The 26,360-nt window shown below is 70.4% G+C and carries 28 protein-coding genes and 1 pseudogene; 12 read left to right on the top strand and 17 right to left on the bottom strand.

Annotated features, from left to right (window positions below):
* Nucleotides 1-8: 8 nt before the first annotated feature.
* Nucleotides 9-1,190 carry a pyridoxal phosphate-dependent aminotransferase gene (locus ACMGFI_RS11995; protein ID WP_436909877.1) on the top strand — a complete coding sequence of 394 codons (1,182 nt, stop codon included), beginning with the start codon at nt 9-11 and terminating at the stop codon, nt 1,188-1,190.
* Between the two features lie 101 nt (nt 1,191-1,291).
* Here ACMGFI_RS11995 and ACMGFI_RS11990 read toward each other — a convergent pair whose 3' ends face one another.
* The 3 genes from ACMGFI_RS11990 to ACMGFI_RS11980 form a co-directional block, all read right to left on the bottom strand.
* Complete coding sequence (locus tag ACMGFI_RS11990) at nt 1,292-2,014, bottom strand: hypothetical protein (protein WP_436909875.1); 723 nt, start codon at nt 2,012-2,014, stop codon at nt 1,292-1,294.
* A gap of 124 nt (nt 2,015-2,138) precedes the next feature.
* Nucleotides 2,139-2,618, bottom strand: coding sequence for an FAD synthase family protein (locus ACMGFI_RS11985; protein WP_436909874.1), 480 nt, complete (start codon nt 2,616-2,618; stop codon nt 2,139-2,141).
* A complete protein-coding gene (locus ACMGFI_RS11980) occupies nt 2,615-3,163 on the bottom strand; it encodes a JAB/MPN domain protein-containing protein (protein WP_436909873.1) in 549 nt (182 codons plus the stop codon). The genes ACMGFI_RS11985 and ACMGFI_RS11980 overlap by 4 nt, the downstream gene beginning before the upstream one ends.
* Before the next feature lie 229 nt (nt 3,164-3,392).
* Between ACMGFI_RS11980 and ACMGFI_RS11975 the strand changes: the two are divergent.
* Nucleotides 3,393-4,319: pseudogene (locus ACMGFI_RS11975) on the top strand (formate/nitrite transporter family protein); the annotation flags it as partial.
* Between the two features lie 31 nt (nt 4,320-4,350).
* Here ACMGFI_RS11975 and ACMGFI_RS11970 read toward each other — a convergent pair.
* Complete coding sequence (locus ACMGFI_RS11970; RefSeq protein ID WP_436909872.1) at nt 4,351-4,659, bottom strand: hypothetical protein; 309 nt, start codon at nt 4,657-4,659, stop codon at nt 4,351-4,353.
* 154 nt (nt 4,660-4,813) lie between these two features.
* Here ACMGFI_RS11970 and han point away from each other — a divergent pair, with 154 nt between their 5' ends.
* Nucleotides 4,814-6,724, top strand: coding sequence for a Hef-associated nuclease (han, locus tag ACMGFI_RS11965; RefSeq protein WP_436909871.1), 1,911 nt, complete (start codon nt 4,814-4,816; stop codon nt 6,722-6,724).
* A gap of 19 nt (nt 6,725-6,743) precedes the next feature.
* Here the strand turns inward: han and ACMGFI_RS11960 are convergent, their stop codons facing one another.
* Nucleotides 6,744-8,399: a phospholipase D-like domain-containing protein gene (locus tag ACMGFI_RS11960; RefSeq protein ID WP_436910236.1), complete on the bottom strand. Its 1,656-nt coding sequence runs from the start codon at nt 8,397-8,399 to the stop codon at nt 6,744-6,746.
* 534 nt (nt 8,400-8,933) lie between these two features.
* Here ACMGFI_RS11960 and ACMGFI_RS11955 point away from each other — a divergent pair.
* Nucleotides 8,934-10,103, top strand: coding sequence for an acyl-CoA dehydrogenase family protein (locus ACMGFI_RS11955; RefSeq protein WP_436909870.1), 1,170 nt, complete (start codon nt 8,934-8,936; stop codon nt 10,101-10,103).
* 14 nt (nt 10,104-10,117) lie between these two features.
* On the opposite strand, the gene ACMGFI_RS11950 is transcribed toward ACMGFI_RS11955, so the two are convergent.
* Nucleotides 10,118-11,350 carry an NAD(P)/FAD-dependent oxidoreductase gene (locus ACMGFI_RS11950; protein ID WP_436909869.1) on the bottom strand — a complete coding sequence of 411 codons (1,233 nt, stop codon included), beginning with the start codon at nt 11,348-11,350 and terminating at the stop codon, nt 10,118-10,120.
* 186 nt (nt 11,351-11,536) lie between these two features.
* Between ACMGFI_RS11950 and ACMGFI_RS11945 the strand changes: the two genes are divergently transcribed.
* Nucleotides 11,537-12,019, top strand: a complete 483-nt coding sequence (locus tag ACMGFI_RS11945) for a hypothetical protein (RefSeq protein WP_436909867.1) — start codon at nt 11,537-11,539, stop codon at nt 12,017-12,019.
* 55 nt (nt 12,020-12,074) lie between these two features.
* On the opposite strand, the gene ACMGFI_RS11940 is transcribed toward ACMGFI_RS11945, so the two are convergent.
* From ACMGFI_RS11940 to ACMGFI_RS11925, 4 genes are all read right to left on the bottom strand, one after another.
* Nucleotides 12,075-12,500, bottom strand: coding sequence for a universal stress protein (locus ACMGFI_RS11940; RefSeq protein ID WP_436909866.1), 426 nt, complete (start codon nt 12,498-12,500; stop codon nt 12,075-12,077).
* Between the two features lie 94 nt (nt 12,501-12,594).
* Entirely contained in the window at nt 12,595-13,758 is a 1,164-nt protein-coding gene (locus ACMGFI_RS11935) for an inorganic phosphate transporter (RefSeq protein WP_436909865.1), read from the bottom strand.
* 93 nt (nt 13,759-13,851) lie between these two features.
* A complete protein-coding gene (locus tag ACMGFI_RS11930) occupies nt 13,852-14,145 on the bottom strand; it encodes a DUF5789 family protein (protein ID WP_436909864.1) in 294 nt (97 codons plus the stop codon).
* An 81-nt stretch (nt 14,146-14,226) separates the two neighbouring features.
* Nucleotides 14,227-15,312: a tubulin/FtsZ family protein gene (locus ACMGFI_RS11925; protein WP_436909863.1), complete on the bottom strand. Its 1,086-nt coding sequence runs from the start codon at nt 15,310-15,312 to the stop codon at nt 14,227-14,229.
* An 80-nt stretch (nt 15,313-15,392) separates the two neighbouring features.
* Here ACMGFI_RS11925 and ACMGFI_RS11920 point away from each other — a divergent pair, with 80 nt between their 5' ends.
* The 3 genes from ACMGFI_RS11920 (at nt 15,393) to ACMGFI_RS11910 (ending at nt 17,538) form a co-directional block, all read left to right on the top strand.
* Complete coding sequence (locus ACMGFI_RS11920) at nt 15,393-16,070, top strand: DUF7310 family coiled-coil domain-containing protein (RefSeq protein ID WP_436909862.1); 678 nt, start codon at nt 15,393-15,395, stop codon at nt 16,068-16,070.
* 3 nt (nt 16,071-16,073) lie between these two features.
* Nucleotides 16,074-16,562, top strand: coding sequence for a DUF7311 family protein (locus tag ACMGFI_RS11915; RefSeq protein WP_436909861.1), 489 nt, complete (start codon nt 16,074-16,076; stop codon nt 16,560-16,562).
* A gap of 61 nt (nt 16,563-16,623) precedes the next feature.
* A complete protein-coding gene (locus ACMGFI_RS11910) occupies nt 16,624-17,538 on the top strand; it encodes a DMT family transporter (RefSeq protein ID WP_436909860.1) in 915 nt (304 codons plus the stop codon).
* A 9-nt stretch (nt 17,539-17,547) separates the two neighbouring features.
* Here ACMGFI_RS11910 and ACMGFI_RS11905 read toward each other — a convergent pair whose 3' ends face one another.
* Together ACMGFI_RS11905 and ACMGFI_RS11900 are read right to left on the bottom strand one after the other, a co-directional pair.
* On the bottom strand, nt 17,548-18,081 hold the full coding sequence (locus ACMGFI_RS11905; RefSeq protein WP_436909859.1) for an SRPBCC family protein: 534 nt from the start codon (nt 18,079-18,081) through the stop codon (nt 17,548-17,550).
* Between the two features lie 72 nt (nt 18,082-18,153).
* A complete protein-coding gene (locus ACMGFI_RS11900; RefSeq protein ID WP_436909858.1) occupies nt 18,154-18,951 on the bottom strand; it encodes an RIO1 family regulatory kinase/ATPase domain-containing protein in 798 nt (265 codons plus the stop codon).
* A 171-nt stretch (nt 18,952-19,122) separates the two neighbouring features.
* Between ACMGFI_RS11900 and ACMGFI_RS11895 the strand changes: the two genes are divergently transcribed.
* From ACMGFI_RS11895 to ACMGFI_RS11885, 3 genes are all read left to right on the top strand, one after another.
* Nucleotides 19,123-19,743, top strand: coding sequence for a histidine phosphatase family protein (locus tag ACMGFI_RS11895; protein ID WP_436909857.1), 621 nt, complete (start codon nt 19,123-19,125; stop codon nt 19,741-19,743).
* A gap of 58 nt (nt 19,744-19,801) precedes the next feature.
* A complete protein-coding gene (locus ACMGFI_RS11890; protein ID WP_436909855.1) occupies nt 19,802-20,941 on the top strand; it encodes an acyl-CoA dehydrogenase family protein in 1,140 nt (379 codons plus the stop codon).
* 97 nt (nt 20,942-21,038) lie between these two features.
* Nucleotides 21,039-21,692, top strand: coding sequence for a COG4315 family predicted lipoprotein (locus ACMGFI_RS11885; protein ID WP_436909853.1), 654 nt, complete (start codon nt 21,039-21,041; stop codon nt 21,690-21,692).
* A 12-nt stretch (nt 21,693-21,704) separates the two neighbouring features.
* Here ACMGFI_RS11885 and ACMGFI_RS11880 read toward each other — a convergent pair whose 3' ends face one another.
* The 4 genes from ACMGFI_RS11880 to ACMGFI_RS11865 form a co-directional block, all read right to left on the bottom strand.
* A complete protein-coding gene (locus tag ACMGFI_RS11880) occupies nt 21,705-21,986 on the bottom strand; it encodes a GNAT family N-acetyltransferase (RefSeq protein WP_436909852.1) in 282 nt (93 codons plus the stop codon).
* Nucleotides 21,983-22,531, bottom strand: coding sequence for a GNAT family N-acetyltransferase (locus ACMGFI_RS11875; protein WP_436909851.1), 549 nt, complete (start codon nt 22,529-22,531; stop codon nt 21,983-21,985). Before ACMGFI_RS11875 ends, ACMGFI_RS11880 begins: the two co-directional genes overlap by 4 nt.
* Nucleotides 22,532-22,638: 107 nt before the next feature.
* Complete coding sequence (locus ACMGFI_RS11870) at nt 22,639-23,346, bottom strand: helix-turn-helix domain-containing protein (protein WP_436909850.1); 708 nt, start codon at nt 23,344-23,346, stop codon at nt 22,639-22,641.
* A gap of 96 nt (nt 23,347-23,442) precedes the next feature.
* The gene (locus tag ACMGFI_RS11865; RefSeq protein ID WP_436909849.1) at nt 23,443-24,000 is read right to left on the bottom strand and encodes a DUF7978 family protein; all 558 of its coding nucleotides are present in this window, start codon (nt 23,998-24,000) and stop codon (nt 23,443-23,445) included.
* A gap of 161 nt (nt 24,001-24,161) precedes the next feature.
* On the opposite strand from ACMGFI_RS11865, the gene ACMGFI_RS11860 reads away from it, so the two are divergent.
* On the top strand, nt 24,162-25,073 hold the full coding sequence (locus ACMGFI_RS11860; RefSeq protein ID WP_436909848.1) for a mechanosensitive ion channel family protein: 912 nt from the start codon (nt 24,162-24,164) through the stop codon (nt 25,071-25,073).
* A 21-nt stretch (nt 25,074-25,094) separates the two neighbouring features.
* Here ACMGFI_RS11860 and ACMGFI_RS11855 read toward each other — a convergent pair whose 3' ends face one another.
* A complete protein-coding gene (locus ACMGFI_RS11855) occupies nt 25,095-26,213 on the bottom strand; it encodes a YihY/virulence factor BrkB family protein (protein WP_436909847.1) in 1,119 nt (372 codons plus the stop codon).
* Nucleotides 26,214-26,360: the final 147 nt, after the last annotated feature.

The following is a 26,360-nucleotide window of genomic DNA, read 5'->3' as shown; positions in this document are numbered from 1 at the left end:
ACACAACCATGGACTTCGCAGCACGCGTCGAACGGATCGAACCGAGCGCGACCGTCGCGATCAGCAACAAGGCCTCCGAGCTGGAGGCCGAGGGCGTCGACGTCGTCGACCTCTCGGTCGGCGACATCGTCGACTTCGACACCCCCGAGAACGTCAAGCAGGCCGGCAAGGCGGCGATGGACGCCGGCCACACCGGCTACACCCCCTCGAACGGCATCCCCGAGCTCAAAGACGCCATCGTCGAGAAGCTCCACGGCGACGGCCTCTCCCAGTACGGCACCGAGAACGTCGTCGTCACGCCGGGCGGCAAGCAGGGCCTGTTCGAGGTCTTCCAGACGCTCATCGACGACGGCGACGAGGTCGCGCTGGTCGACCCCGCGTGGGTCTCCTACGAGGCGATGGTCAAGCTCTCGGACGGCTCGCTCACCCGCGTCGACACCGCACAGTACGACTTCCAGCTCGAACCCGCGATCGACGACCTCGCTGAGGCCGTCTCCGACGACACGGAGATCCTCGTCGTCAACTCCCCGGGCAACCCCCACGGGGCCGTCTACTCCGACGAGGCCCTCGAAGGAGTCCGCGACATCGCCGTCGAGCACGACGTGACGGTGATCTCCGACGAGATCTACAAGGAGATCACCTACGACGGCGTCGAGGCCACCAGCATCGGCACGCTGGACGGAATGGAAGACCGGACCATCACGCTCAACGGCTTCTCGAAGGCCTACGCGATGACGGGCTGGCGGCTGGGCTACTACGCCGCCCCCGAGGAGCTGGTCGGCCAGTCCGGCAAGATCCACGGCCACTCGGTGACCTGCGCGGTCAACTTCGTCCAGCACGCCGGCGTCGAGGCCCTGGAGAACACCGACGAGGCCGTCGAGGAGATGCGCTCGGCCTTCGAGGACCGCCGGGACATGCTCGTCGATCTCTTCGCCGAGCACGGCAAGGAGGTCCCGGCGCCCGACGGTGCGTTCTACCTGATGCTCCCCGTCGCCGACACCCGCATCGACGGCGACGACGACCGGGCGCAGGACGTCGCCTGGGCGGAGGAGGCCATCGAGACGGCCCACGTTGCGACCGTGCCGGGCAGCGCGTTCGGTACCCCCGGCTGGGTCCGCCTGGCCTACGCCAACGACGAGAAGCGACTCCGCGAGGGCGTCGAACGGCTCGCCGAGCACGACCTGCTGTAGCCGTCCGATTCGGCCCGGTTTCGTTTTCCGCCCGGACGTGCCGACCCCTCGGCCGTCGTGGACCCGGTGCGCCGGAGGACGGCGTTCCCGAACGGGGGCGCTCAGAGGATCCCGACGTGTTCGTGTCGCTTGTACGCGTAGTAGCCGAAGTAGAAGACGCCGAGGACAGCGATCACCCCGGTGAAGAAGGCGCCGAGGAAGTGGTTCACGGGGTTCGGGCGCCAGTCGCTGTTGAGGCGGACGTAGGTCGCGTCCTTGTAGATACCGGTGGTGAAAAGCGGGAGGCCGAGCAGACCGACGAGCGCGAGTCCCGGCTGGATGGCGCTCCCGGCGACGCCGAGGATGCCGACGCCGACCCCCATGAGCGCGAGGTACCACCACGCCTGGGTGCCGACCCAGTCGACGACGTACTGGTGGCGCTTGTAGAGGTAGTGCCAGACGACCAGTCCGCTGAGGAAGAACCCGGCGACCGCGTACAGCCCCTGACTCGGCTCCCACTCGAGGTCCTGTACCGCGACCCGCCCGGCGTCGAAGTAGAGGAAGAGGGGGATCGCGACCGCCGACGCGAGCCCGAACACGAGTGCGAGCACCCAGGCGATGACGACTCCCCCAGCCATCGCCGCCCCGGGGCTCGCCACCCCGCCCACGGATCCGGTCGCCGCCGTACCCGCCGACCCCGCCGTGGACCCGCCGCCGAACCCGATCACGAAAAGCAGGACGGTCCCCAGCGCGAACAGCGCCATCAACACCGGCGGGATCAGCAGGAACAGCTCCAGTCCCCGATACGCCCGCGACGGCACGTCCTCCACCGTGACCCGTTTCATACCCGCCCGAGGCGCGCCGCTGTGAATTAAATTTTCGGATGATTACACGAACTGCCGACACCCGGCCGGCGACCGGGGCGCGACGCGGGAGCGCCCGCGAAAGTCCGACACCGTGGACCGAGCGCTATCCCCGTTCGTCGAGGATCCGGTCGACGATCCGGCCCGAGGAGAGTAGCCCCTCGTAGCCCGGTTCGTAGGCGCTGGCGCGGCGGACCTCGCAGTCGATGCCGCGCTCGGCCAGCGCGGCGCGGACGCCCTCCTCGTCGTGGTGCTGGTCGTAGCCCAGGGCGATCACGGCCGGGTCGAGCTCCTCGATGGGCGCGAAGATGTCCTCGGGGTGGCCGAGCCGCGCCTCGTCGACGGGGTCGAGGCCGGCGACCATCTCCCGGCGCTGCGGGCCGTGGACCACCGGCGGTTCCTTGTGGGTCACGTTCGTCGAGCGGGCGACGATGACGACCAGCCGGTCGCCCATCGCCTTCGCGTCCCGGAGGTAGTGGAGGTGGCCGGGGTGGAGGATGTCGAAGGTCCCCTGGGCGACGACGACGGCCTCGTCGACGGGCGGTCGCCGACTGCCCGGTCCGGTCCCGTCTCGCCCCTCGGTCATCGCTCGCCCCACTCGTCGCCGGGCTCCGAGCGGAAGTCCGTTCCCTCGGTCCCGTAGTCGGACTCCTCCATGAGCTCGGCGTCGATGTCCTCCTGGGAGAAGTCGAAGAACTCGTCTTCGGGCAGGTCGACCTCCAGCACCGGCAGGTCGACGGGCTCGCCCTCGCGGTCGAACGCCTGCCAGTCGGACTTCCGGTAGGGCGCGCCGACGATGATGTGGACCTTCCCCTTGCCGAACGTCTGGAGGTCGGCGTCGCTGGGGCGGAGCACGCCGTTGGGGTGGGAGTGGATCGACCCCGCCGCCCGGGAGCTGTTGGGGATCATGCTGGAGTCGACGGTGGCGCTGACGGGGTTGGACTCCGTTCCCGGGATGACGAGCACGTCCGTCAGGACGGTGCCCTCGTAGTCCAGATCGAACTTCCGGGCGTCCTCGCCGCGCAGAAACCCCATGTACTCGTCGGGGTGGGCGTCCTCCGAGGCCTCCAGGGCGAACTCCAGGGCGGCCTCGGCGATGCCGACCACCTCGCCCGAGCGGAACAGTCCCATGTCTCCCCGTCGGGTAGCCCGCGTAACAAGCGTTCCGGACGCGGCGCGCGGCGCGAGCGGAGGGAGGTTCCGAAAGCGAACGGCGAACGAAGTGAGCGCCCCGGACCGAGCGAGCGGGGAGCGAAGCGACCTGCGAGCCGCGAAGGCGACCGCGACCGGGGGACGCGCGCCGGTCGGGGCCGGCGCCGACCACGGGGTGTTTTCACGCGCGACCCGCTACGTGGGGCCGATGACCGACGAGACGCCGGACGACGAGTCAGTCCGCGAGGCGGTCGAGCGGTCCCGCCGGGGGGCGCCGGCCGTCGGGGGCGTCGTCCGCGACCAGTTCGAGACCCACGAGGTGTTCCAGCGTATCGTCGCCGCCGCCGACGAGGAGGCAACCACCGGGACCCGAGAGCTGTTCTTCAGCGCCCTCGCGGCCGGGTTCGCGATCACCGTCACGTTCCTGCTGTACGCGTCGATGACGGCCGCGACCGACGGCGACCCGGTGACCAGCGCCTTGCTGTACCCGCTCGGGTTCGTGTTCATCATCGTCGGCGGCTACCAGCTCTACACCGAGAACACGCTCCCGCCGGTCGTGCTCGTGCTCGAACGGCTGGCGAGTCTCCCCCGGCTGCTCTGGATCTGGAGCGTCGTCGTCGTCGGGAACTTCGTCGGCGGCGGGCTCGGCGCGCTCGTGCTCGCACGCACGGGCGTCCTCTCGCCGGAAGCCGCCGAGGCCGCCGCGTACCTCTCGCGCAAGGGCATCGAGACCCCCTTCTGGACGCTCTTTTTCAAGGCCGCGTTCGCCGGGCTCATCGTCGCCGGCGTGGTCTGGCTCGTCTACGCCGTCAACGACGCGACCGCCCGGCTGGTCGTGGTCTACCTCTCCTTCCTCGCGGTCCCCTTCGGGAACCTCTTCCACGTCGTCGTCTCGTTCACGGAGACGATGTACCTCGCGTTCGCCGGCGGGGTCGCGCTCGTCCCCGCGCTGGGCGGGTTCGTCTTCCCGGTGTTGCTCGGCAACACCGTCGGCGGCGTCCTGCTCGTGACCGTCGTCAACTACTTCCAGACCACCGAGGAGCGGCTGGACGTGGCCCGAAAGGACGGTGCGGACCGGAAGCTGACGCCGAGGGAGTGGGTCTTCGGGCGCCGCGGCGGCCGCTCGTACGTCCCGCGGGAGCACGACGACTGACCGCCCGCACCGTTCAGCGCTCCCGGCTGTCCTCGCCGTCGTCGCCGTCGGCGTCCTCGTCCCTCGCCGGGTCGGTGACCGCGCTCCCGTGGTGGACGAGCCGCTGGCCGAGCCGGTAGACGAGGTACGCGACCACTGAGACCGCGACGAGGTCGATGAGGTACAGTTCGAGCAGTTCGACGAGCGTCACGCGACCGAGGACCAGGTCGCCGGTGAGCACGAGGAACTCGAGCGTCAGCCCGAGGATCACCGCCGGCGCGAGGATCACAAGTATCCCCATCAGGATCAGCACGATATGGTCCGGGATGTCGCGGTCCAGCACGGCCGCACCTAGCGGTCCCGGGTGTCTTATTTTTCGGGGTCGGTCCGGACCGCCCCAGCGCGACCCGAAACCGCCCGGAATTCGGAGACGGGCGACAACCCGGTCGAGACGGTTTCCGAAGGTTAAACTAGCGTCGGGGACGACTCGACTGCAAATGGTTCCTGTACCTGACGCCGGGGGTTCCGGCGTCGCCGTCCCCGACGGTGGGACGACCGTCTACGACCTCGCAGCGAACTGCGACTTCGAGTACGTCTCCGAGGGCGAACTGTACCTCGCCGAAGTCAACGGCGTCGTCGAGTACGGCGTCTTCGTCGACCTCTCGGACGACGTGTCCGGCCTCGTCCACAGCTCGAACCTGCTGGGCACCTACGAGGTCGGCGACGAGCTCGTCGTCGAGCTCGAAGAAGTGCGGGACAACGGCGACATCGCCTTCAACGAGGTCGACCTGCCCGACTACGACGTCGAGGAGGTCGCCCGCGACAGCCACGCCGTCGCCGACCTGGGTGATGTCGTCGGCGAGTCGGTCACGCTGGAGGGCGTGGTCGTCCAGATCAAACAGACCGGCGGCCCGACCGTCTTCCAGGTCCGCGACGCGACCGGGATCGCCCCCTGCACGGCCTTCGAGGAGGCCGGCGTCCGCGCCTACGAGGACGTGCAACTCGACGACGTGGTCCGCGTCGACGGCTACGTCGAGACCCGCGAGGGGGCCGTCCAGGTCGAGATCGACGACCTGCAGGTGCTCGACGGCGACGACGCCGAGAGCGTCCGCACCGAGCAGGACGCCGACCTCGACGAGCTGGCCGAGCCCCACGACCCCGAGCCGCTCGTCGAGTGGGAGGCCTTCGGGAAACTCCGCGAGGACCTGCGCGCCGTCGCCCGGCGGCTCCGCCGGGAGATTCTGGAGGGCCGTCCGATCCGGATGCGCCACCACGCCGACGGCGACGGCATCTGCGCCAGCGTCCCGATGCAGGTCGCCCTGGAGCGGTTCATCGCGGACACCTACGAGGATCCCGACGCCGCCCAGCACCTCCTCAAGCGCCTGCCGAGCAAGGCGCCGTACTACGAGATGGAGGACGTGACCCGCGACCTGAACTTCGCCCTGGAGGACCGCAAACGCCACGGCCAGCGGCTCCCGCTCCTGCTGATGCTCGACAACGGCTCGACCGAGGAGGACACCCCGGCCTACCGCAACCTCGCCCACTACGACGTGCCCATCGTCGTCGTCGACCACCACCACCCCGACCCCGACGCGGTCGGCGACCTGCTCGACGAGCACGTCAACCCCTACCTCCACGACGAGGACTACCGCATCACCACCGGGATGATGTGTGTCGAACTCGCGCGGATGATCGACCCGTCGATTACGGACGATCTCCGGCACGTCCCCGCGGTCGCGGGCCTCTCGGACCGCTCGGAGGCCGAGGCGATGGACGACTACCTCGAACTCGCCCGCGAGGAGGGGTACGACGAGGCCGAACTCCGCGACGTGGGCGAGGCGCTGGACTACGCCACCTTCTGGCTGAAGTACGACGACGGCGGCCAGCTCATCACGGACGCGCTCAACGTCGACTGCGACGACGAGGAGCGCCACCGCGAGCTCGTCTCGTTCCTCGCGACCCGCGCCGAGCGGGACGTGGAACGCCAGCTCGACGCCGCGATGCCCCACGTCGACCACGAGCGCCTCGACAACGACGCCCACCTCTACCGCATCGACGTGGAGAACCACGCCCATCGGTTCACCTACCCCGCTCCCGGGAAGACGACGGGGAAGATCCACGACTCGAAGGTCGCCGAGACCGGCGACCCCGTCATCACCATCGGCTACGGCCCGGACTTCGCCGTCCTCCGTTCCGACGGCGTCCGTCTGGACATCCCGACGATGGTCGAGGAACTGAAGGCGGAGGTCGACGGCGGCGGCGTCAGCGGCGGCGGCCACCTCGTCGTCGGCTCGATCAAGTTCGTCCGCGGGATGCGCGAGACCGTCATCGACGCGCTGGTCGAGAAGATGGCCGACGCCGAGATCGACGAAGAACTCGGGAGTTCGGCGGCGTTCGCCGAGGACTGAGTTCTCCCCTTCGACAGGGTCAGCCACCGACACCCGCGCTCTCGCCGAACTCGATCCGGCGTGCGACGAGTACCGCGAGCAGTGCGCAACCGCCGATGCCCGCGGCGATCCCGACCGGGAGCGAGGGCCCGCTCTCTTCGCCATTCCAGTCAGCCTCGAAGGCCGCCTCGTAGTATCCGCCGACCGCTTCGCCTTCGAGCGAGAGGACGACCTCCCGGTTGCTCCGGATCGACTCGCCGTTCCAGTTGAGACTGCCCACGAGCACCTGGTCGCCGTCGATCACCGCGCCCTTCGCGTGGATCTTCTCGAAGTCTCCCCCGGGTTCTGCGAGTTTCGCGGTCAGTGGCAGATCCTCCCGCTCGGCCACCCCGCGGAGGTGTTCGACCAGCCGGCGGTTCTCCTCCTCGACGTACCACGCGCCGCTCAGCAGGAGCCGCACGTCGACGCCGCGGCGGGCGGCACGGACCGTCGCGCGGAGAAAGCGCTGGTCCCGCCCGTCGACGCTCATCTGGATCACGTCGATGGACTCGTCGGCGCCGTCGAGCGCGGCGGTGACCGCCCGGCCCGCGTTGTCCGGCGCGACCAGCAACCGGGTGCGGTTCACCGGGACCGTCTCGGGCGAGCGGTGGCTCGGGAAGGAGCCGTTCGCGACGCTCGCCCGCTCGAAGGAACGGCCGCGCCGGACCTGCGACCACGGGCGGGCGCCGCGCCACTCGGCGTCAGCGCGGAAGGTTTTCGCGAGTCCGTCGACGATCCGGGGCTGTGAGACGACCGCGCCCCAGCCGCGGCTGGCGTGGCCGCCGGTCCCCGCGGGCTTCCAGTTCTCGGTCAGTACGACCGCGCGGTCGTCCGCGACGGCGTACTTCGGGTGGTGGAACGCGTAACGGCCGTGGGGGCCGCCGAGGAGTCGCACCGTGGCGCCGGCGTCGACGAGCGAGTCGAGCAGTCGCGCCTGGCGTCGGGTGATCCCGTCGACGGGCTCGGCGTCGAGGAGGACGCGTACGTCGACGCCGCGCCGGGCCGCCCGTTCGAGTTCCTGTGCGATGCGCTCGGAGGTGAACGTGTAGCCCGCGAGCAGGATGCGACTGTCGGCCCCGCGGATCACGTCGAGCGGGACGCCGGGCGCGTCGGGGAGCGTGAACGCTCGCACCTCGCCGCCCGTCGCGGTGACGACCGAGCGGTTTGTCCGGCCGAGGGGTCGCCACGCGACCGCACCGCGGTCGTCGAAGCGTCCGATCTCCCCCTCGGGGGCCTCGCGGTACCGGGCGCGTGCGACGGTCGAGTTCCCGCGCCGGAGCCGGAGCCGCTCGCCCCCGTTGGCCAGTGCGACGCTTCCGTTGGCCGCGACGACCGCGATTCGAGTGAGGTTCCGGACGGGTGCCGGCACGGTCGTGACCGCGACCCGATCGCCGACCGTCCGGTTCGGCAGGACGAGTTCGCCGTCGCCGTCGGAGAGGCGGTAGTCGCCGAGGTCGGTCCCGTTCGGCACGTCGAGCACGACGAACTCGCCCCGGTCGCCGTCGGCGACGGGGTTCGGGTAGACCGCCGCGATCCGCGGCTCTGTCGGCCGAAGCGCGTCTGTCGCGCTCGACGGGTCCGCGGGATCGACGGCCGCCCCGACCGCCGGACCGACCGCTCCCGCGACCAGCAGACAGACCACCGCGAGCTTGGTCACCTCGGACACGCGAGTGGCTGGTCCCGCTCTCCGATATAAAGGTCCGGACCGCTGACCCGTCTCGCTTCCTCGGTGGGTGCTCAGTACAGGCGGTAGCTCTTGCAGTGAGTGGTTGCGGTGCGTTGGCGCGCGCTGGAGCGCGCGTTCATGCGTGCGACCGTAGCCGCGCGAGGGATGAGCGAGCGCAGCGAGAGAGCGAATCGGCTGGGGAGACTCGTGGCTGTCCCCGGTGCCGTGCGGTCGCGGTGCGGTTGCGGTCCTGGTGGACTGAAAGGGCGAGGCGCGCTCGCGTTCATGTAGTCGCCTGAGCGACCCTATCCGCGCGGGCGGTGCCGAGAGCGCGGATATGTCGCTCAGCGACCGCGAGCGGGCCGAGGGCTTTCATCGCTCACCGTCGAGTGCGGTCGCGGTCGTCACTATTTCATTCACAACTTGATCAGCAGAAACAACTGCTCAACTCGCACATCGAACTGAACGCCACCGTCCCGCACTCGCTGGCGAACAATCAAGGGCCGAGCCGCGGTAGGTAGTCACATGGACTTCGCCCTCACGCAGGAGCAGCGCCAGATCCGCGACATGGTCGCGGAGTTCGTCGACGAGGAGGTCGTCCCGCGGGCCGCCGAGATCGACGAGACCGACGAGTTCCCGGCCGATCTGGTCGACCAGATGGCGGAGCTGGGGCTGATGGGGATGCCGATCCCCGAGGAGTACGGCGGCGCCGGTCTCGACTACCACGCCTACCCCGAGGCGCTGGTCGAGATCTCCCGAGGGTCGGGCGGCCTGGGCACCATCGTCGCCGCGCACGTCTCGCTGGCCTGCAACATGGTCTACGAGTTCGGGACGGAACCCCAGCGCGAGCAGTACCTCGTCCCGATGGCCGAGGGCGACGAGATCGGCGCGTTCGCGCTCTCGGAACCCGGCGCCGGGAGCGACGTGCCCGCGATGGAGACCACGGCGGAGCCCGTCGGCGGCGACGCCGAGGGTACCGGCGAACCCGACAGCTACGTCATCGACGGCGGGAAGCTGTGGATCTCCAACGGCTCGGTGGCCGACACGGTGGTCGTCTTCGCCAAGACCGACCCCGAGGCCGGCGGCAAGGGCATCTCGTCGTTCGTCGTCCGCCCCGACGAGGACGACGGGTTCCACGTCGAAGGGACCGAACACAAGCTCGGCGACAGGGGCTGTCCGACGGCGGAGTTACGCTTCGACGAGATGGAGGTCCCCGCCGACCGGCGACTCGGCGAGGAGGGGGAGGGGTTCGTCCAGGCGCTCAAGACGCTCAACGGCGGGCGGATAACCATCGCCGCCCGCTCCATCGGGCTCGCGCAGGCGGCGCTCGACGACGCGCTGGCGTACGCCCGGGACCGCGAGCAGTTCGACCAGCCGATCAGCGAGTTCCAGGCCATCCAGCACAAGCTGGCCGACATGGACACGAAGATCCGGGCGGCTCGCTATCTCATGCACGCCGCCGCCGACAGGAAGATGCGCGGCGAGCGCTACGTCAAGGAGGCCGCCCAGGCGAAGCTGTACGCCTCGGAGATGGCCCGGGAGGTGTGCAACGAGGCCATCCAGATCCACGGCGGCTACGGCTACACGAGGGACTTCGCCGTCGAGCGGTACTACCGCGACGCGAAGTTATCGGAGATCTACGAGGGTACCAGCGAAGTGCTGCGCAACACCATCGCCGACCAGTTGCTGGACTGATCGGCTCAGTGCGGTCACTCCGCACTGTCGGTCGTTCGCCCGTCCTCGTACCCGTCGAACCGGGAGACGGAGACGGCGTCGTAGTACTCGGTCGGGTCGCCGTCGACGAGTTGCCGCGCGACGATATCGCCGACCGCCGGTGCGTACTGGATACCCGCCCGCGTCGCGGCCAGCACGAGGCCGTCGACGCCGGTCCAGCCCGCGATGGGCTTCCCGTCCGGCGTGTTCGTTCCCACGCCGACCCACTCGTCGACGAGTTCGGCGTCTTCGAGAACGGGCAGCAGCCTCTCCGCCCACCGGATCGCCGTCGTACGGTACTCGTCGGGCGCTGTGTCGCCGACCGCCGACGGGTCGAGACGACCCTCCCGTTCGTCTTCGCCCGGAGTATACGTCACGAGCACCGTGTCGTCGCGCTTGGGGTGGATCCCCACCGAGGAGTCGTGCGACTTGATCATCGGCAACGAGTACGGCAGCGGGTCGGCCAGTTTCAGCGCAAACACCGGCGAGGGGACGTGTTCGACGGGCAGGTCGAGTCCGGCGAGGGCCGCGACCTCGGCGTTCCACGGCCCGGCGGCGCAGACGACCGATCCGACCGGGACCGTCTCACCACCGTCGAGTTCAATCCGGCGGACCGCATCGCCTTCGACGGCGATGTCCGTCACCGCGGTGTTCGTCTCGAAGTCGGCCCCGTTCGCGCGGGCGCGTTCGACGAACTCCATCGCAAGTTCGCGCGGCCCCAGCGTCCGGCTGTCGTCCTGTACGTAGCCGTACTGCGGTCGGTAGAGTGCGCCCTCGACGAGTTCCGTCCGCAGCGGCGGGAGCACGAACCGGTCTCGGAGTTTCCCGCCCGGCACGTAGTCGACGGGGCTGTTCGCGTACTTCGCCGCGCTCGCGGACCTCGGTGGTTCCGTTCCCGACCGGTCGGACGCTACGGACGCGAGCGTTTCGAGTTCCCGGGCGCCGCGCTCGGTCGTCGAGACCCGTAGCCGGCCCGACTGGCGGTACCGGGGTTCGGCCTCGGGGTCGGCGAAGAAGTCGTTGTAGAGACGGAAGCCGTACTCCTTCATCCGGTGGTACGGATCGGGACCGGCGACGCCGATCATCGCCGTCGCTCTGAACGTGGTCGCCGACACGAGATCACCCCGTTCGTAGACGATGACCGGATCGTCCGTCCGCTCGGAGAGATGGTACGCGACGCTCGCCCCGACGATGCCGCCGCCGACGACCCCAATCGCCGAGTCGCCCATTCGTCGGGGAATCGCCGCTCGTGGTCTTCAGTGCTGTGGTGGTCACAGTCGACCGTGGATCGGACTAATCCGTCCGGCTCTCCTATGAACAGTCACAACGATGTGCTTCGAGGGGAGGTCCGACCGTAGAGGGAGTCAGCCGACCGGACCCGAACGGAGCGAACGCGGGGGTGACCGGAGACCGTGGTGAGCCCCGTCCGCGCCGACGCGCTGGTCGATCTCGCGTACGGCGGCCTGATCGCACTCTCCATCGTGCTGATCGCGACCGTGAACACCAGCGTCGGAGTCGCGTTCGGCGTCGGCGTCTTCGCGGCGTACGTCGTCCACGTCGTCTGGAAGATGGTCCGGTTCGACCCCGACTGGATGACCCGCACCGTCGAGGAGGCGGTCGAGGAGCAGATCGAGTCGACGATGGAGGAAACCGTCGAAGCGACGATGGAAGACACCGTCGAGGCGCGGGTCGAAGCGACGGTCGAGGACACCGTCGAACAGACGGTCGAGGAGTCGATGGAGGAGACCGTCGAGGCCGTCGAACGGACGATGAGCGACCAACTCGACGAGGTTCAGACGCGGGTCGAGTCGCTGGACGAGCGCATCGACGGCGAATCCCGGACCGGCGAGGCCAGCGACGGGAGCGATGGGTCGAAGCCCGACGACGGGCGCGCCTGAGTCGGAGAGCGGTCGCGCCGGTCGAGCGCGGGACCGCTCCCCCAGCGCCCGCGGTTCACCGAACGACGACCACCGGGACCGGCGACCGGCGGAACACCTTCTCGGCGACGTTGCCGACGAACAGCCGCTCGGCGATGGTACCGCCGTGGCTGCCGATGACCACCGTGTCGTAGTCTTCGGCGCGGTTGATGATCGCGCGGACGGGGTGGCCGAGCGCGACCTCCGTGGAGAGCGCGATGTCGCCCTCGGCGTCGTCGACGATCGCCTCGGCGCGCTCGAAGATCGGCCCGGCGTGTTCGCGCGCGGCCGCGTCGATGTCGTCGGCGATCGCGACCCCGGCGGCCTTCCCCCACAGCGGCGAGGGCTCGCCGACGACGTGCAGGACCGTGAACTCGGCCTCCGGGTACACCTCGGCGGCGTATTCGAGCGCTCGCTCGCTCATCTCCGAGCCGTCCATCGGGACGAGGACGCGCGAAACCATACCCGTCCTACGAGTAGCGCGGGTAAAAACGGGAGGTGTCGCTCGGCCGATCGGTCCCGGAGCGAACGGTCGCCGGGGCCGCGGATCGGCTCGCTCAGGCGACCGGGACGAGCGTGAAGAAGACGTAGGCCAGCAGCGTCGACATCGTCGGCCCGATTATCCACATCGAGACGTACTTGGCGATGGCACGGGGATTGAACAGGTCGCCCGCGTCGAGCACCTCGGGGGGTTCGGCCTCGCCGATCTCCGTCACCGGCGTCTCCGGTTCGGCCGTCAGCGCGGCCGGTTCGATCTCGGCGTCGAGTTCCCCGCGGAGCGCGTCGCGCGCGGCGATGGGACGAGTCGCCCGCCCCCAGCCGAGGCCGACGATGGTCATCACCGACGCCATGACGAGACTGATCGGGATGCCGATGTAGGACAGCGCGGTCGTGACCGTCGAGGCGGTGATCATGACGACGAGCGCCGCGAGCAGCGGGATGTCGGAGAGTTCGGATCCGACCGACTCCATCGTCCGGCGGGCGATCGTGAACCCGCCCAGCCCGATGGCGACGGTCGCGATCCCGATCGCGATGTCCGGTTCGAGCGCGCGGCTGCTGACCAGCGGCGCGACGGCGTTGGGAACGTTGCTCGCGCCCGCGGAAAACGCCATGTAGCAGCCGATGACGAGCACGACGACGGTGCCGGCGAGTTCGCCCGTCGTCGTGTTCGGACCGAGCGCGGGTCGGGGGACCGCACCACCCCGGTCGAGCGCGAGCGTGGGACCCTCCGAGACCTCGATCCGGACGCGCCGGTTGAGTTCCGGGTAGACGTACCGGCCGACGGTCACCCCGATCCAGAACCCGACGACCGGCGTCACGATCCACCAGGAGACGATCCACCCGATCGTCTGGAAGTTCGCCGTCCCGGTCGCGAGACCGAGTCCCGTGATCGCACCGACCGTCGTCATCGAGGTCGGTACCGGAACCCCGAACACGTTTGCGACGAGGATCCCGAACCCGATGAAAAACAGGACGGCGACCCCCGCTCCGAGCGGGATCTCTGTCGTGATGATCCCACCACTGAGCGTGTCCATGACGTTCCGCCCTACCGTCCAGCCGCCGAGAAAGACGAACACGGTCATCAGCGCGGCCGCCGTGACCTTCCGGAGGATCCGGGCGCCCACCGCCGGCCCCCACGCGATCCCCGTCGAAGACCCGCCGATGTTGAACCCGACGAACACCGAGGCGACCACTCCCGCGACGAGTACGGTCTGGACCATCGTCCGGGAGGAGAACGCCTCACTGCAACGTAATTATGCGCCGGCTATGGTCGAGTGCGGCCCGGTAGGCACTCGGCTCTCGGCGTCAGCGGGTCACTCGTCTGCGGTCGGGATCGGACCGGTGCCGACGACCTCGCGGACAGCCTCGATGAACTCCTGCCGAGTCTCGAAGTAGGGCGTGTCGACTTCGTCCATCACGTCGGCCAGGTCGCGGGGACCGTCGGGAGTGCGGACGGTGGCGTCGCCCTCGCGCTCGACGATGTCGCTGTGGGCGGCGCCCCAGTTCAGCCGCGAGGCGACGCGCGCCAGCGGCGCGCCCTCGACCGGTTCGCCCTCCCCGAGCTCGACCGCGAGCGTCTCCTCCTCCTCGGAGTCGTCGTCAGCCATACCCGGGAGTTCCCCGGCCCGGCGATTAGAGCTTTCGCTTCCGGGCGGGGGAGCGAGCGCCGACCGCCGGGAGACGGTGGCTCAGAAGAGGTCGTCGAGCTCCTCGTTGACGAACGCTTCCTTGGCCTCGCCGCGGTCGTCGTCTTTGGCCTCGTGGGCCTCCCTGGCGCGCTCCATGAACTCGTCGATGCGGCTGGAGCGCTCGACGCCGCCCAGCAGGACCAGGGCGGCGATGCGTTCGGAGTCGAGCGGGAAGTCGCCGCCGCGGACCTGCATGCTGCCGGTCTCCTCCTCGATCCACGAGCGGGCGCGCTCGACGCCTTTCCGGGAGATGCGCTCGGGCTGGCCGGCGACGACGAGCAGGCCCGTCTCCGCCTCGACGACGTTGGGGACGCTGGTGCCGGTCAGCAAGGCGTTGCGCGTCGTCGAAGTGATCGCGTTGACGTTCTCGCCGGCGTCCTCGCTGGCGGCGGCGCTGGCGTACCCGAGGACGGCCATCCCGCCGGGACGGAGCGTGTTGATGATCTCCGAGGAGTCGACGACGCTCTCGGCGACCTCGTCGACGGCCTCGATCTCGCCGGAGGCGAACAGCAGGCCGAGCCGCTGGGCGATGTTGTCGTTGATCTCCTCGAAGCCCTCTTCGAGGCTCTCGCCGGCGCTGCGCCAGGCGTCGTTGTCGATGAGCAGCAGCGAATCGGCCTCGCGGGCGACCGTCTTGAGCGAGCGGCCGGCGTTGGCCTGGTAGATGGCGCCCTCGTCGCGCCCGGGGAGGATGCCGACGACGTAGACGGGGATGTCGTGGATACGCTTGAGCTCACTGGCGAGGGCGGGCGCGCCGCCGGAGCCGGTGCCGCCGCCGAGTCCGGCGACGATGACGACGGCCTCCGCGTCGGTGGAGAGCTTCGCGTCGAGGCCGTCCATCACCTCCGTCGCCTCGTCTTGCATGATCTCCGCGCCGAGTTCGTTGTCGCCGCCGACCCCGTGACCTTTCACGCGGTCCCGGCCGATGAGCATCGTATCGATGTCGAGATTCTGCAGGTCCGCCTCGGCGGTGTTGACCGCCATCGCCCCCTGGACGGCGCCGAACCCCATGTCGTAGTCGTACTCGGCCAGCCGCTGGGTCACCTTGCCCCCGGCCTGACCGACACCAATCAGGACGACTTTCATATCCCTACCCTCGGAGTAGTGGTTATTCAACGTTGGGTACGCCCGAGGGTTCAAGTGCGGTGGCGGGACCACCCCCGTTCATGTCCGAGCGAGACCTCGACGCGCGAGTCGACGCCGTCGAACGCGCGCTGACCGACGGCGACACCGACCTGACCGACCTCCGCGAGGCCGGCGGCGTCGCCGACGACCTCCAGTCGCTCGAAGACCGCCTCGACGCCGTCGAATCGAGGCTGGACGAACTCGAAGCCGGCCTGGAAGCCGTCCGCGGCTACGCGGGCAACGTCCGCGCCGTCAACCGCGAGGTCGAACGCCGCGCCAGCGCCGCGCTCGCGAAGGCCGAGACCGTCGAGGCGGCCGTCGAGAGCGACGGTCGCCGGCACGACCGGCAGCGCGACCGGTCCGGAGACGCGGGGCGGTCCGGGTGGGTGGAAGGGACCGACGGCACGGACCGAATCGGCGCCGCGGAGGGGTCGAGCGGCCCCGGCTACGACGACGCGCGACAGTCTGACCCCGAGGGGAAAAGCGACCACGACCGACAGCACGACCCCGAAGAACGGCGCGACCGCGACAGACCGCGCGGCGGCGACCGACGCCGCGGGCACCCCGACGAGCGGGCCACCGGCGGCCAGCGCCGGCGGCGCGACGGGGCGGCCGCCGTCGGGGACGACCGCTCACCGAGCGACGAGTCGCCGGGGACGGGCTCCGACGAGGGCAGTCAGACCGAGCAGTTCATCGAGCGCGTGCGCGACGCGCTGTAGCCCGTGGTCAGGGTCGCCTTCACCGTCGCGCTGCTGGTCGCCGTGGCCGGCGTCGCCGTGCCCGCGGTCGAGTACGCCGGCGTCCAGCGGGGTGACGCCGCCGTCCGCGACGCGGTCGAGCGCATCGTCGCGGAGGCGCGTGCGCTCGCGGCCGCCAACGGCGCGCTCCCGCCGGACGCCGGTCCCGCGCGTCGGTCGGTCGCGGTGGCGTTCCCGACCGAGGGGTTCGCCAGCGCGCCGCTCGAACGGTTCGCCGTCGGCCGGCCGTCACGAACGAGCGAGTCGACGGACGGACCCGGTGACGGCGCGAGCGATCACCCGGACGGGACGCGGTTCGCCTGGCGGGTCGCCGGGGGGACCGAGCACGCGGTGGTCGTCGACGGTATCAGTATCCGACCCCATCCGGCCGAACGGCTCCGAGTGGGGGAAGAGACGCGGCTCGTCCTCGAACTCGTCGCCGTCGACGGCCGCGCCGCCGTCCGGATCCGATAGCGTTCGGTACCGGGTGTCGCCCACCGCAAGACGAAAGGGGCCGCTGCCGAAAGAGTCGCCAATGGCCGGCGAGACGCTGTCGCGGCGGCTGGCGGCGCGCGTGTCGCCGGCGGCGGCGCTGGTCGTCGCCATCCTCGCGGTGTCGACCAGCGCGATTCTCATCCGCTGGAGTTCGGCCCCGCCGACGGTGGCGGCGTTCTACCGGGTGCTGTTCACGGTCGGGCTGGTCGCGCCGCTGGCCGCCTCGCGGCACGGGGAGACGCTCCGGTCGCTGGGCCGGGGCGACGCGCTGGCGGCGGGGGCGACGGGCGTGGCGCTGGCGGTCCACTTCGCGGCGTGGTTCCAGTCGGTCGAGTGGACGAGCGTGGCCGCCTCGGTGACGCTCGTGCAGGCCCAGCCGCTGTTCGTGGCCGTCGGCGCCGCCGCCGTCCTCGACGAGCGGCTGACGCTCCCGAAGATCGGGGGGATCGTGCTGGCCGTCGCCGGCGCGGCGGTCATGTCCGTCGGCGAGTTCCTCGCGGGGACCGCGGTCGGCCCGCACCCGCTGGCGGGCAACGCCCTCGCCCTCGCGGGCGCGGTGATGATGGCCGTCTACGTGCTGGCGGGGCGGTCACTGCGCGCGCGGGTCGCGCTCGTCCCGTACGTCACCGTCGTCTACGCGGTCTGCGCGGCGGTCCTCGGGGGCATCGTCGTCGCGCAGGGCGACCCGCTCCGCGGATATCTCGCCCGCGAGTGGCTCCTCTTTCTCGCGATGGCCGTGGGACCGGGGATCTTCGGCCACACGGTGATCAACTGGGCACTCGAACACGTCGAGTCGTCGGTTGTGAGCGTCTCGCTACTGGGCGAACCCGTCGGGAGCACGGTGCTCGCGCTCCTCCTGCTCGCGGAGGTGCCGGGCCGGTGGACGGTGGCCGGCGGCGCGGTCGTCCTCGGCGGGATCTACCTGACCGCGAGCGCCCGGGAGTCGGATCCGTAGCGCCGTCGCTCATCCGCGGGGCGAGATGTCGGCGTCGGGAGCATGACCGTCGCCTCCGGCGCGCCGCTCGTCCCCTCCGGCGTCAGTACCGTGTTCGGTCGCGTCGCTGTCGTGTTCGATATCCTCGGCGCGCGCCTTGAGCGCGGCGTTGACGGCCTCGAAGCCCGCCTCGGTGTCGTCGCCGTACAGCCGGAGCAGCGGGCGAACGAGGACGCCGCCGAACGTCTCCGACTGCGTGAACCGGGAGCGCCCGTCGCCCAGGTCCTCGATCGCGAAGACGTGCTCGCCGTCGAATAGCCCTCGGACGTAGAGGCGACCCAGCCACCGTAGCTCCCGCGGTGGGTCCGCCCGGAGGACGCGCGGTCTGAACGTCGGCATCCCCTCGGCGTCGGGTCCGGGCTCGACGACGAGTTGCTCGCCCTCTGCTGGGAGCCCGGTGATACGAGTCCGCGGGTTCCACTCGGGGTACGCCGAGAAGTCCGTGAGGACCGCCCAGGCGGTTTCCGGCGGCGCGTCGATCTCGACGGCGGTGTGGATCTCCATGCGACCGGGTTCGGTCGCCCGGTCGAAAACGAGCGATACGGCGCTCGCAAGCAGAGGGTGTTTTACGGCCGATCAGGCCGCGTGTTTCTCGATCTCGCCCTTGACGGCGGCGCCGTCGAAGTCGTGTTCGGGGCGGATGTTGACGAAGTCGAGGAACTCGCGGGCGGCCATCAGCGCGTCTGGGTCGTGGACCTCCAGCGCGGCGGCGACGGCGTCGCGGGCGCCGACCAGCGGTTCGAGCGCGCCCAGCGCGCAGGCGGTGTCGTAGGCGCGGGCGTCCTCGATGGCGTCGTCGCGGACCTTCGTCGCGTCGATGAAGTACAGCTCGCCGCCGGAGACGAGGACGTTCTCCCGCTGGAGGTCGCCGTGGGCGAGGTTGTTGTCGTGCATCCGCTCCAGGGCCTCGAACAGCTCGACGGCGTGGCCCCGGACCTCGTCGGGCGGCAACTCGTCGAGCGACCGGAAGTCGGGGAGGTATTCGAGGACCATCACGGCCACGTCGTCGTACTCGAAGGCCTCCTTGGGCTCGGGGGCGTTGACCCCGATCTCGCGCATCCGCTCGTTGGCCTCCAGTTCGTGTTCGGCCATCTCGATGGGCGCGTCGAACCGCTCGAAGAAGCCCTCGGTCCCCGAGGAGAAGGCCCCGAGGTTGCGCCCGGCGGTCAGCAGGGCGTGGACCAGCGAGTTCTGCTCGGTGACGACCTTGACGAACAGGTCGTCGTTGACGACGCAGGGCGTCGACAGCCAGTTGTCCGCGTCGAGGAAGACGACCCTGGCCGTCTCCAGGTCGTAGCGGTCCATCACCTCCCGGACCGCCCCTTCGAGCGTCGGCCAGGGAACCGTCCCCCGGAGAAATCGCCGGAACGCCATCCGTTCGCGGAGTCGCGTCCCACGGGTTTAGTGGTTCGGTCCCCGAGTCGCGCGGCGGTCGGTTCGCGGGTGTGCTCGACGACCGACGCCGAGAACCGATCCCCGTCGCAACTCGAGAGAACAGGGGAACGGATTAGAACCCTCACGTCATCGGTCGGCCCGTCGAGAGGGATGACGGCTATCGTCGCGGTCCGACACGGTGAGACCACGTGGAACCGACAGCAACGACTGCAAGGCTGGGCGCCCGCCCCGCTCACCGACCTCGGTCGGGAGCAGGCCGACCGGCTCGGCGCGGTACTCGCGGAGGGATACGAGATCGATCGGGTCCTGTCGTCGGACCTGTGTCGGGCGGAGGAGACGGCCGAGATCCTGCTCGAACACGTCGACGCGCCCGTCGCGTTCGAGTCGGCGTGGCGTGAGCGTGACCTCGGCGTCCACCAGGGCCTCTCGGTCGACGAGATGTCCGAGCGGTTCCCCGAGTACGACCTCGGAGCGGTCGGCCCGGAAGCGGCGAACAGGCGCCCGGAGAGCGGCGAGAGTCTCGCGGACGTTCGCGAACGCGTCATCGAGCGGTGGGAGACGACGCTGACCGAGAGTGAACCGGGCGAGACCGTCCTTATCGTGACTCACGGCGGCCCCATTCGCCTGCTTCTCGGACACGTGAAAGGCCTCGATATCGTCGAAGCGATCCTGGAGCAGTCGCAGGAGAACTGCTCGATCAACGAGTTCGCGTTCGACCGCGAGACGGGCGCGGTGCGGATCGTCCGCGAGAACGACACTGGCCACTGCTGATCCACGCGAACCCCGCTCCCGACACAGCCTTTATTCTCGCCGCCGGCAATATTTGCGTATGGACTTCACTCCCTCCGAGGAGCACCGGATGATCCGCGACACGGTGCGGGACTTTTGCGACGAGGAGATCGAGCCTATCGCCCAGGAGATCGAGGACGACCACCGCTTCCCGGCGGAGGTGTTCGACGAACTGGCGAAACTGGACGTGATGGGCGTCCCCGTCTCGGAGGAGTACGGCGGGCTCGGCGGCGACCAGCTGATGTACGCGCTCGTCACGGAGGAACTGGGGCGGGTGTCCGGGTCGATCGGGCTCTCCTACGCCGCCCACGTCTCGCTGGGGAGCAAACCCATCGAGCTGTTCGGAACGGAGGCACAGAAGGAGCGGTGGCTCGAACCGCTCGCGACCGGCGAGCAGCTGGGCGCGTGGGCGCTGACCGAACCGGGCTCTGGGTCCGACGCCTCGGACATGGAGACGACCGCCGAGCGGGACGGCGACGAGTGGGTGCTGAACGGGACGAAGCAGTTCATCACGAACGCCAACGTCGCGGGGTCAGTGCTCGTCAAGGCCGTGACGGAGCCGGGCGCGGGCTACGACGGCATCTCGACGTTCGTCGTCGACCCGGACGACGACGGCTTCGAGGTGACGACGGTGTGGGACAAGATGGGGCTGAACGCCTCCCCGACCTGCGAACTCCAGCTTTCGGACCTCCGCGTGCCCGAGGACCGCCTGCTCGGCGCGCCCGGCGAGGGGTGGGACCAGACGAAGAAGACGCTGGACGGCGGCCGCATCTCCATCGCCGCCCTCTCCGTGGGGCTCGCGCAGGGGGCCTTCGAGGCGGCGCTGTCGTACGCCAAGGAGCGCGAGCAGTTCGGCCAGCCCATCGGCGAGTTCGACGCCGTCCGGGACATGCTCGTCGCGATGGACCGCAAGATCGAGCGGGCGCGGCTGTTGACCCACAAGGCGGCCGTGGCCTACGACGAGGGCGAGGACGTGACGCGCCTCTCGTCGATGGCGAAGCTCGACGCCTCGGAGATCGCTCGCGAGGTCGCCGAGGACGCCGTGCAGGTGCTCGGCGGCTACGGCTACACCACGGACTTCGCGCCCCAGCGCTTCTTCCGCGACGCGAAGCTCATGGAGATCGGCGAGGGGACCAGCGAGATCCAGCGGCTCGTCCTCGGGCGGGAACTGGGCCTGTAGGCGGCCGGCGACTCCGGAGCTAGCTCGGTTGTACCCCGGAGAGATTCCGGACCGAGTCCGGAAAAACATCAACTGTGCTACCCGTGTCGGTCGGACCATGCGACACACGAGACGGGAGGTGCTGGCCGCAACGGTATCGACCGCCGCCATCGCCGGCTGTACCGGGGAGAGCGACGCGACGGACTCGCCCGGCGGCGAGGAGGGGGGCGACGGCGGTGCAGGTGGCGCCCGGGGGACGACCGCGGCGACACCGACGGACGCGCCGACCGAACCGCCCGGGCAGGGGACGGAAGCGGACGGCGACTCTCCGCTCGTTCGGATCGGCTCCCACCCCGACCTCGGCGAGATACTGGTCGACAGCGAGGGGATGACCCTGTACAACTTCGACTCGGACACCCGGGGGGAGCGAGCGAGCACGTGCGACGGCGGGTGCGCCGAGGCGTGGCCGCCGCTGACCGTCGCGGACGAGTCCACGGCGACGGCGGGGCCGAACGTGTCGGCGGAGCTGACGACCTTCGAGCGCGAGGACGGCTCCCTGCAGGTCGCCGCGAACGGGTGGCCGCTGTACTACTTCGCCAGCGACGAGGGACCCGGGGACGCGAACGGCCAGGGGGCGAACGACGTGTGGTGGGTGCTGCGGCCCGACGGGACGGCCGTCCGGTCGACCGGCGGGACCGAGACGGCGACGGCGACCGGTAACGTGACCGAGACGGACTCGGGCGGCTACGACCCGGCGGTCGAGCGGCGCTGAGTCGTCGGCCGCTCACCGCTCCGATTCGAGCAGGCCGTAGCGGAGTTCGTCGCCGTGGCTGTCCTCGTCGCCGGAGCCGTCGGCGTCGTCCGCGACGCGAACGACGAACGGGACCACGTCGTCGTCGCTGTCGACGCGGAACTCGCGTTCCGCGTCGGCCCGCTTCGGGCGGGCGATCGAGAGGCTGCGGCGGACGCGCGGGTCGTTGACCAGGTCGGCGCAGAACTCGGCGTCCTCGTCCTCGGTGGGGTAGAGGGTCACGCCGTCGCCGCGGAGGAAGGCAGGGGCCGTCATCCCTCGGGGGCGGCCCCGTCGCCGTCGGCCCACTCGTCGGCGAGGGCGCCGTACCGCTCGACGTCGACGCGCTCGCCGCGGGCGAACGCCTGGCCCCGGAGCGTCGCCTCGTGCTCGAACCCCGCCTTCTCCAGCACGCGGGTCGAGGCGTCGTTGAACGCGAGGACGCGCGCCCAGACCTTCCCGAGGCGGCGCTCCTCGAAGCCGTAGGTCGTCATCCGTCGAACGGCCTCGGTCGCGTAGCCGTTTCCCCAGTGGTCGGGGTGGAAGAAGTAGGCGAGTTCGGTCGTCCCCCACTCCTCGCTGAACTGCCGGAAACTGACCGTACCGACGCGCTCGCCGTCGGCGCGGAGGCAGAACTGGACCCCGTCCTCGCCGAGCGACTCGAACCACTCGCGTTCGTCGGTCATGTTGACCGGTTCGGTCGCCGCCAACCCCTCGCGCACCTCGGGGTGGTTGATCAGGTCGCGGAAGAACTCCAGGTCGCTCTCCTCGACCGGGTGGAAGGTCACCCGCTCGGCCGCCATGAACGCCGGTCCGCTCATGCCCGCCGGGACGCCGGCGAGTCCCTTCAGCGTTCCTCCGGCGTGTGATCGTCTGCCACGTCAGTCGGTCCGAACTCCCGTGTACCTGTCCGAACGCCCGCGCTACGCTACGGCAGTTCGCGCACGCGGGCGAGCATCTCGTCGAGGTCGGTCGGACAGGCGGCCAGCGAGTAGCCGTCCATGCGGGCGAGGTCGCCGGCGTGTTCCCAGACGCTCTCGTCGTCCAGGCCCTGGAGGACGACGGCGTTGGGCGTCGGGTTCAACACGCGCAGGGCGACCATGGCGCCCTCGCCGCTGGTGACGTTGGTGAAGACCAGCGCGCGGTTGGTCGACTGGCCGTAGAGGCGGTAGAACTCCTCGGAGGACAGGCGAGAGATGGCCTGGATGCTGTCGATGACGGTGTGGCCGGCGACGGTCTCCTGGGCGCCGGAGACGATCTCGGTGGCGCCGATGGCGTCGTAGAACTCGCCGATGGGGACGGCGGCGGCGTACTCCCGGAGGTCGTGGACGATGTCGGCGTCGAACCCCGCCGAGAGGACGCGGGCGTGCTGGCGGATGTGGCTGCCGCCGCGGCGCTCGTCGATGGCCAACAGCGCCTCGACGGTCCGCTTGACGACGCCGATCCCCGGGCTCTCGCGGCGCCCGCTCTCGTAGTCGGAGACGACCGACGGGGAGACGCCGAGTTCGTCGGCCAGCTCCGTCTGGGCGACCTCGAAGTCGGTGCGCCACTTCCGGAGGGTGCCGCCGGGGTCGTCGCTCAGCGCGATCTCGCCCGCGATCTTCTCCGCCAGTTCGCGACGCTGTCCCTGGCCCATTTGACCCATCATCGACGACTGTCGACAAAAGCGTATCGAACCGTCGGGAGCGTGCAGTCCGCCGCTGTCGCCGCCCCGTTCAGGGGCGACACCGGCTTACTCGGCCGAGAAGTGCCCGCCGGCGAGGCCGCCGACCGCGCCGAAGACGAGGGGGTACACCGCGCCCGCGAGCAGGACTGCGGTCACGAGCGCGGGACCGGCCGACGGGCCGTCGCCGCTCCCGATCGCGAACAGGACGGCGCCGGCGGCCGACAGCGGGAGGTAGCCCAGCGCGACGGCGGCCCCGTTGCGCGCGGCCGTCGTCGGCTCCGCGGCGGTGTTCCAGGCGGCCACCGCGCCGGCGAGGGCCAGCAGGACCGGCGGTACCAGGAACAGGACGGTCAGCGCCGCCTCCTCGGCGCCGGCGACCAGGTTCACCGACCGCTGGCCGAGCAGCGACACCTGCACGGCGACGTTGTGGGCGTTGTAGAACAGCCACCCGACGAGCTTCCAGGTGACCGGCTCGCCGGTGAACACCTCCAGCAGGTCGGACCCGACGGAGTTCTGGATCGAACTCCCGTGCAGCAGGTACACGACGAGGTACCCGAGTGTCCAGGCGGCGAGGCCCCCTGCCAGCCCGCGACCGGCCGCTCGCTTCGCATCCGTGTCTACCATACACCCCTATCGTCCGGGGCCCGCGGAAAGTGCTTTCTGGAGCGGTCGGCGCCCGACCGAGCGGGGCGCGGGCGGACCGCGCGCCGCTCACACGGCGGGGCCCGGGCGGCGAACCGCGGTACGCGGCGGCTACCTTTGGACGTGGCGGCCGACCGCCCGTCATGGTCGCGCCCGCCGCGCCCGTTTCTCGACAGGCCGAGACGCCGACGCCCGGAACGCCGACACCGACGCCCGGGGTGGGCCCGGAGGAGCTCGTCGAACTCGCGCCGGCGGTCGTCCGCGCCGCGTGGTTCCTCCTCGGGGCGGCCGTCGTCGTCGTCGTCGGGTGGTTCCTCGTCGAGCCCGCGGTCAGCCGCGCCGTCCGGCGTCGCAACCGGGGCAACCCCACGATGCAGGACGCCATCACCCGCTACGTTCGCGTGTTCGTCCTCGTGCTCGCGGCCGTCGTCGGCGCCGGGATGGCCGGACTCACGAACGTCCTCACGGGGTCGGCGCTGGTCGTGGCGGCGGCGACGCTCGCGGTCGGCGTCGCCGCCCAGACCGTCGTCGGCTCGCTGGTCAGCGGGCTCGTCCTCGTGTTCGACCCCGAGTTCAGCGTCGGCAACTACATCGAGTGGGAGGGCGGCGAAGGCACCGTCGAGGGGATCACGCTCCGGGTTACCCGCGTCGAGAGCCCGGACGGCGCGCTCGTGACCGTCCCCAACACCGTTCTGACGAGCGGGGCGATCACCCGCCCGTTCGGCCGCGACCGCTACCGCGTCGTCGAGCGGGTCGGCGTCGACTACGGCGACGACCCCGAGCGGGCGACCGCGATCCTCGAATCCGCCGCGCGCGGCCTCGACGGCGTCGCCGACCGGCCGGAACCGGTCGCGTTCGTCGACGAACTCGGCGACGGAGTGGTCCGCCTGCGCGCCCACTTCTGGCTCGAAGACGCCCGCCAGCCCGAGGTGTTCGAAGCCAGGTCCGCGTTCGCCCGCCGGGTCAGACGACGGTTCGACGAGGCCGGTATCACGATCAGCCCGGCGTCGGAACACGAACTCCGCGGCCGGATCGCCGTTGACGACGACTGCTGAGTGTCGCCGCGCCGACCGAGCTCAGTCGTCCGCCCGGTCCGGGCGACCGCGGGGGTCGGCGTCGCTGGTCCGGTCGCCTCCGGGCGGGTCGCCGTCGGCTCCGGTGCTCGGCGCGGGCCAGCTCAGTTCGACCGTCCACCGGCGCTGGTCGCCGTCGCCCGCCGCGTACTCCACGAGGTCGACTTCGCCGCTCGGTTTCGGTCGGCGCTCCCGGTCGGGGTCGGCCCCGGCGGCCTCGTACCGGGCGGTGAGCTGTTCGTCCAGCCCGCGGAGGTACGCGTCGAGTTCCGCGCGGTCTAGCGATTCCCGGCGCTTCCGCTCGAAGCCGCCCGCGCCCCGGCCGACCCCGCCGGGCCGGCCCGATGCGTGGCCGCCCCGCACGGCGTTTATCACCGCGCCGAGCAGGAGTACCAGCGCGGTGAAGTAGAGGTAGGTGACGACGACGATGACGCCGCCGAAGAAGCTGCTCGACCCGGGGTCGCTGAAGGCGAGGTACACCTGGAAGAGGCTCTGGAAGGCCGCCCAGCCGACGGCGGCGAACACAGTCCCCGGCAACACGTCCTCCCAGCCGAGGTCCGTGTCGGGGAAGACGTAGTACATCGGGAAAAAGGCGAGGACCAGTCCGGCGACCAGCACCAGCGGCGTCGCCAGTCCGAGGAAGGGGACGGTGTCCGAGAAGGCGGCGAACGCGGCGCTGACGCCGACGGTCGCGAGGACGGCCACCACGAGCGCGACCAGAACGGCGACGCCGTCGCGCAGCTTGTCCGTGAAGCCGTTGTCCGACTCGGTCTCGTAGATCTCCGAGAACGCGGTGTCGAGCCCGCGGAAGATCTTCAGCGCCCCCCACACGAGGACGACGAGGCCGACGACCGACGCGCCGCCCGTGGCGGCGTCTCCCGCGAACAACTGCGCGACGATATCGGCGATGGGACCGGGGAGCCAGGCTTCCGAGGCTTCGACGACCCGCTCCTCCAGCCCGCCGCCGATGACCGAGAGCACGACGAACAAAAGGAGCAACAGCGGCGCCAGCGAGACGAAGGCGTTGTACGCCAGCCCGGCGGCCATGAACGTCACGTTCTTCTCCGAGAAGTCCCGATACACGCGGGTTCCGAACTCGCGCGCGCCGCCGAACGTGACCATGTCGCCCGTTGGGTCCACGGCCGGAAAACCGGCGCGCCGGCGGACGCGTGGCGGGTCGCTCTGATGGCCAGCGCCCCGGTGGGAACTGCGTCTCCAGTGGGTCGAAATCAGGCCCGTGAGAAGATTATTCAACGATCCCAGCCAACG

The sequence above is a fragment of the Halosimplex marinum genome (assembly GCF_051414075.1).
Taxonomy (GTDB): domain Archaea; phylum Halobacteriota; class Halobacteria; order Halobacteriales; family Haloarculaceae; genus Halosimplex; species Halosimplex marinum.
Note: the sequence above shows the minus strand (reverse complement) of the source record. Positions and strands in the feature narration are given on the sequence as shown.

Bases quoted from the DNA above. Each gene is read 5' to 3' on its own strand.
- ACMGFI_RS11995 (WP_436909877.1), top strand. From the start codon at position 9: ATGGACTTCGCAGCACGCGTCGAACGGATCGAACCGAGCGCGACCGTC.
- ACMGFI_RS11990 (WP_436909875.1), bottom strand. From the start codon at position 2,014: ATGAAACGGGTCACGGTGGAGGACGTGCCGTCGCGGGCGTATCGGGGA.
- ACMGFI_RS11985 (WP_436909874.1), bottom strand. From the start codon at position 2,618: ATGACCGAGGGGCGAGACGGGACCGGACCGGGCAGTCGGCGACCGCCC.
- ACMGFI_RS11980 (WP_436909873.1), bottom strand. From the start codon at position 3,163: ATGGGACTGTTCCGCTCGGGCGAGGTGGTCGGCATCGCCGAGGCCGCC.
- han (WP_436909871.1), top strand. From the start codon at position 4,814: ATGGTTCCTGTACCTGACGCCGGGGGTTCCGGCGTCGCCGTCCCCGAC.
- ACMGFI_RS11955 (WP_436909870.1), top strand. From the start codon at position 8,934: ATGGACTTCGCCCTCACGCAGGAGCAGCGCCAGATCCGCGACATGGTC.
- ACMGFI_RS11950 (WP_436909869.1), bottom strand. From the start codon at position 11,350: ATGGGCGACTCGGCGATTGGGGTCGTCGGCGGCGGCATCGTCGGGGCG.
- ACMGFI_RS11940 (WP_436909866.1), bottom strand. From the start codon at position 12,500: ATGGTTTCGCGCGTCCTCGTCCCGATGGACGGCTCGGAGATGAGCGAG.
- ACMGFI_RS11935 (WP_436909865.1), bottom strand. From the start codon at position 13,758: ATGGTCCAGACCGTACTCGTCGCGGGAGTGGTCGCCTCGGTGTTCGTC.
- ACMGFI_RS11930 (WP_436909864.1), bottom strand. From the start codon at position 14,145: ATGGCTGACGACGACTCCGAGGAGGAGGAGACGCTCGCGGTCGAGCTC.
- ACMGFI_RS11925 (WP_436909863.1), bottom strand. From the start codon at position 15,312: ATGAAAGTCGTCCTGATTGGTGTCGGTCAGGCCGGGGGCAAGGTGACC.
- ACMGFI_RS11920 (WP_436909862.1), top strand. From the start codon at position 15,393: ATGTCCGAGCGAGACCTCGACGCGCGAGTCGACGCCGTCGAACGCGCG.
- ACMGFI_RS11910 (WP_436909860.1), top strand. From the start codon at position 16,624: ATGGCCGGCGAGACGCTGTCGCGGCGGCTGGCGGCGCGCGTGTCGCCG.
- ACMGFI_RS11905 (WP_436909859.1), bottom strand. From the start codon at position 18,081: ATGGAGATCCACACCGCCGTCGAGATCGACGCGCCGCCGGAAACCGCC.
- ACMGFI_RS11900 (WP_436909858.1), bottom strand. From the start codon at position 18,951: ATGGCGTTCCGGCGATTTCTCCGGGGGACGGTTCCCTGGCCGACGCTC.
- ACMGFI_RS11895 (WP_436909857.1), top strand. From the start codon at position 19,123: ATGACGGCTATCGTCGCGGTCCGACACGGTGAGACCACGTGGAACCGA.
- ACMGFI_RS11890 (WP_436909855.1), top strand. From the start codon at position 19,802: ATGGACTTCACTCCCTCCGAGGAGCACCGGATGATCCGCGACACGGTG.
- ACMGFI_RS11885 (WP_436909853.1), top strand. From the start codon at position 21,039: ATGCGACACACGAGACGGGAGGTGCTGGCCGCAACGGTATCGACCGCC.
- ACMGFI_RS11880 (WP_436909852.1), bottom strand. From the start codon at position 21,986: ATGACGGCCCCTGCCTTCCTCCGCGGCGACGGCGTGACCCTCTACCCC.
- ACMGFI_RS11875 (WP_436909851.1), bottom strand. From the start codon at position 22,531: ATGAGCGGACCGGCGTTCATGGCGGCCGAGCGGGTGACCTTCCACCCG.
- ACMGFI_RS11870 (WP_436909850.1), bottom strand. From the start codon at position 23,346: ATGGGCCAGGGACAGCGTCGCGAACTGGCGGAGAAGATCGCGGGCGAG.
- ACMGFI_RS11865 (WP_436909849.1), bottom strand. From the start codon at position 24,000: ATGGTAGACACGGATGCGAAGCGAGCGGCCGGTCGCGGGCTGGCAGGG.
- ACMGFI_RS11860 (WP_436909848.1), top strand. From the start codon at position 24,162: ATGGTCGCGCCCGCCGCGCCCGTTTCTCGACAGGCCGAGACGCCGACG.
- ACMGFI_RS11855 (WP_436909847.1), bottom strand. From the start codon at position 26,213: ATGGTCACGTTCGGCGGCGCGCGCGAGTTCGGAACCCGCGTGTATCGG.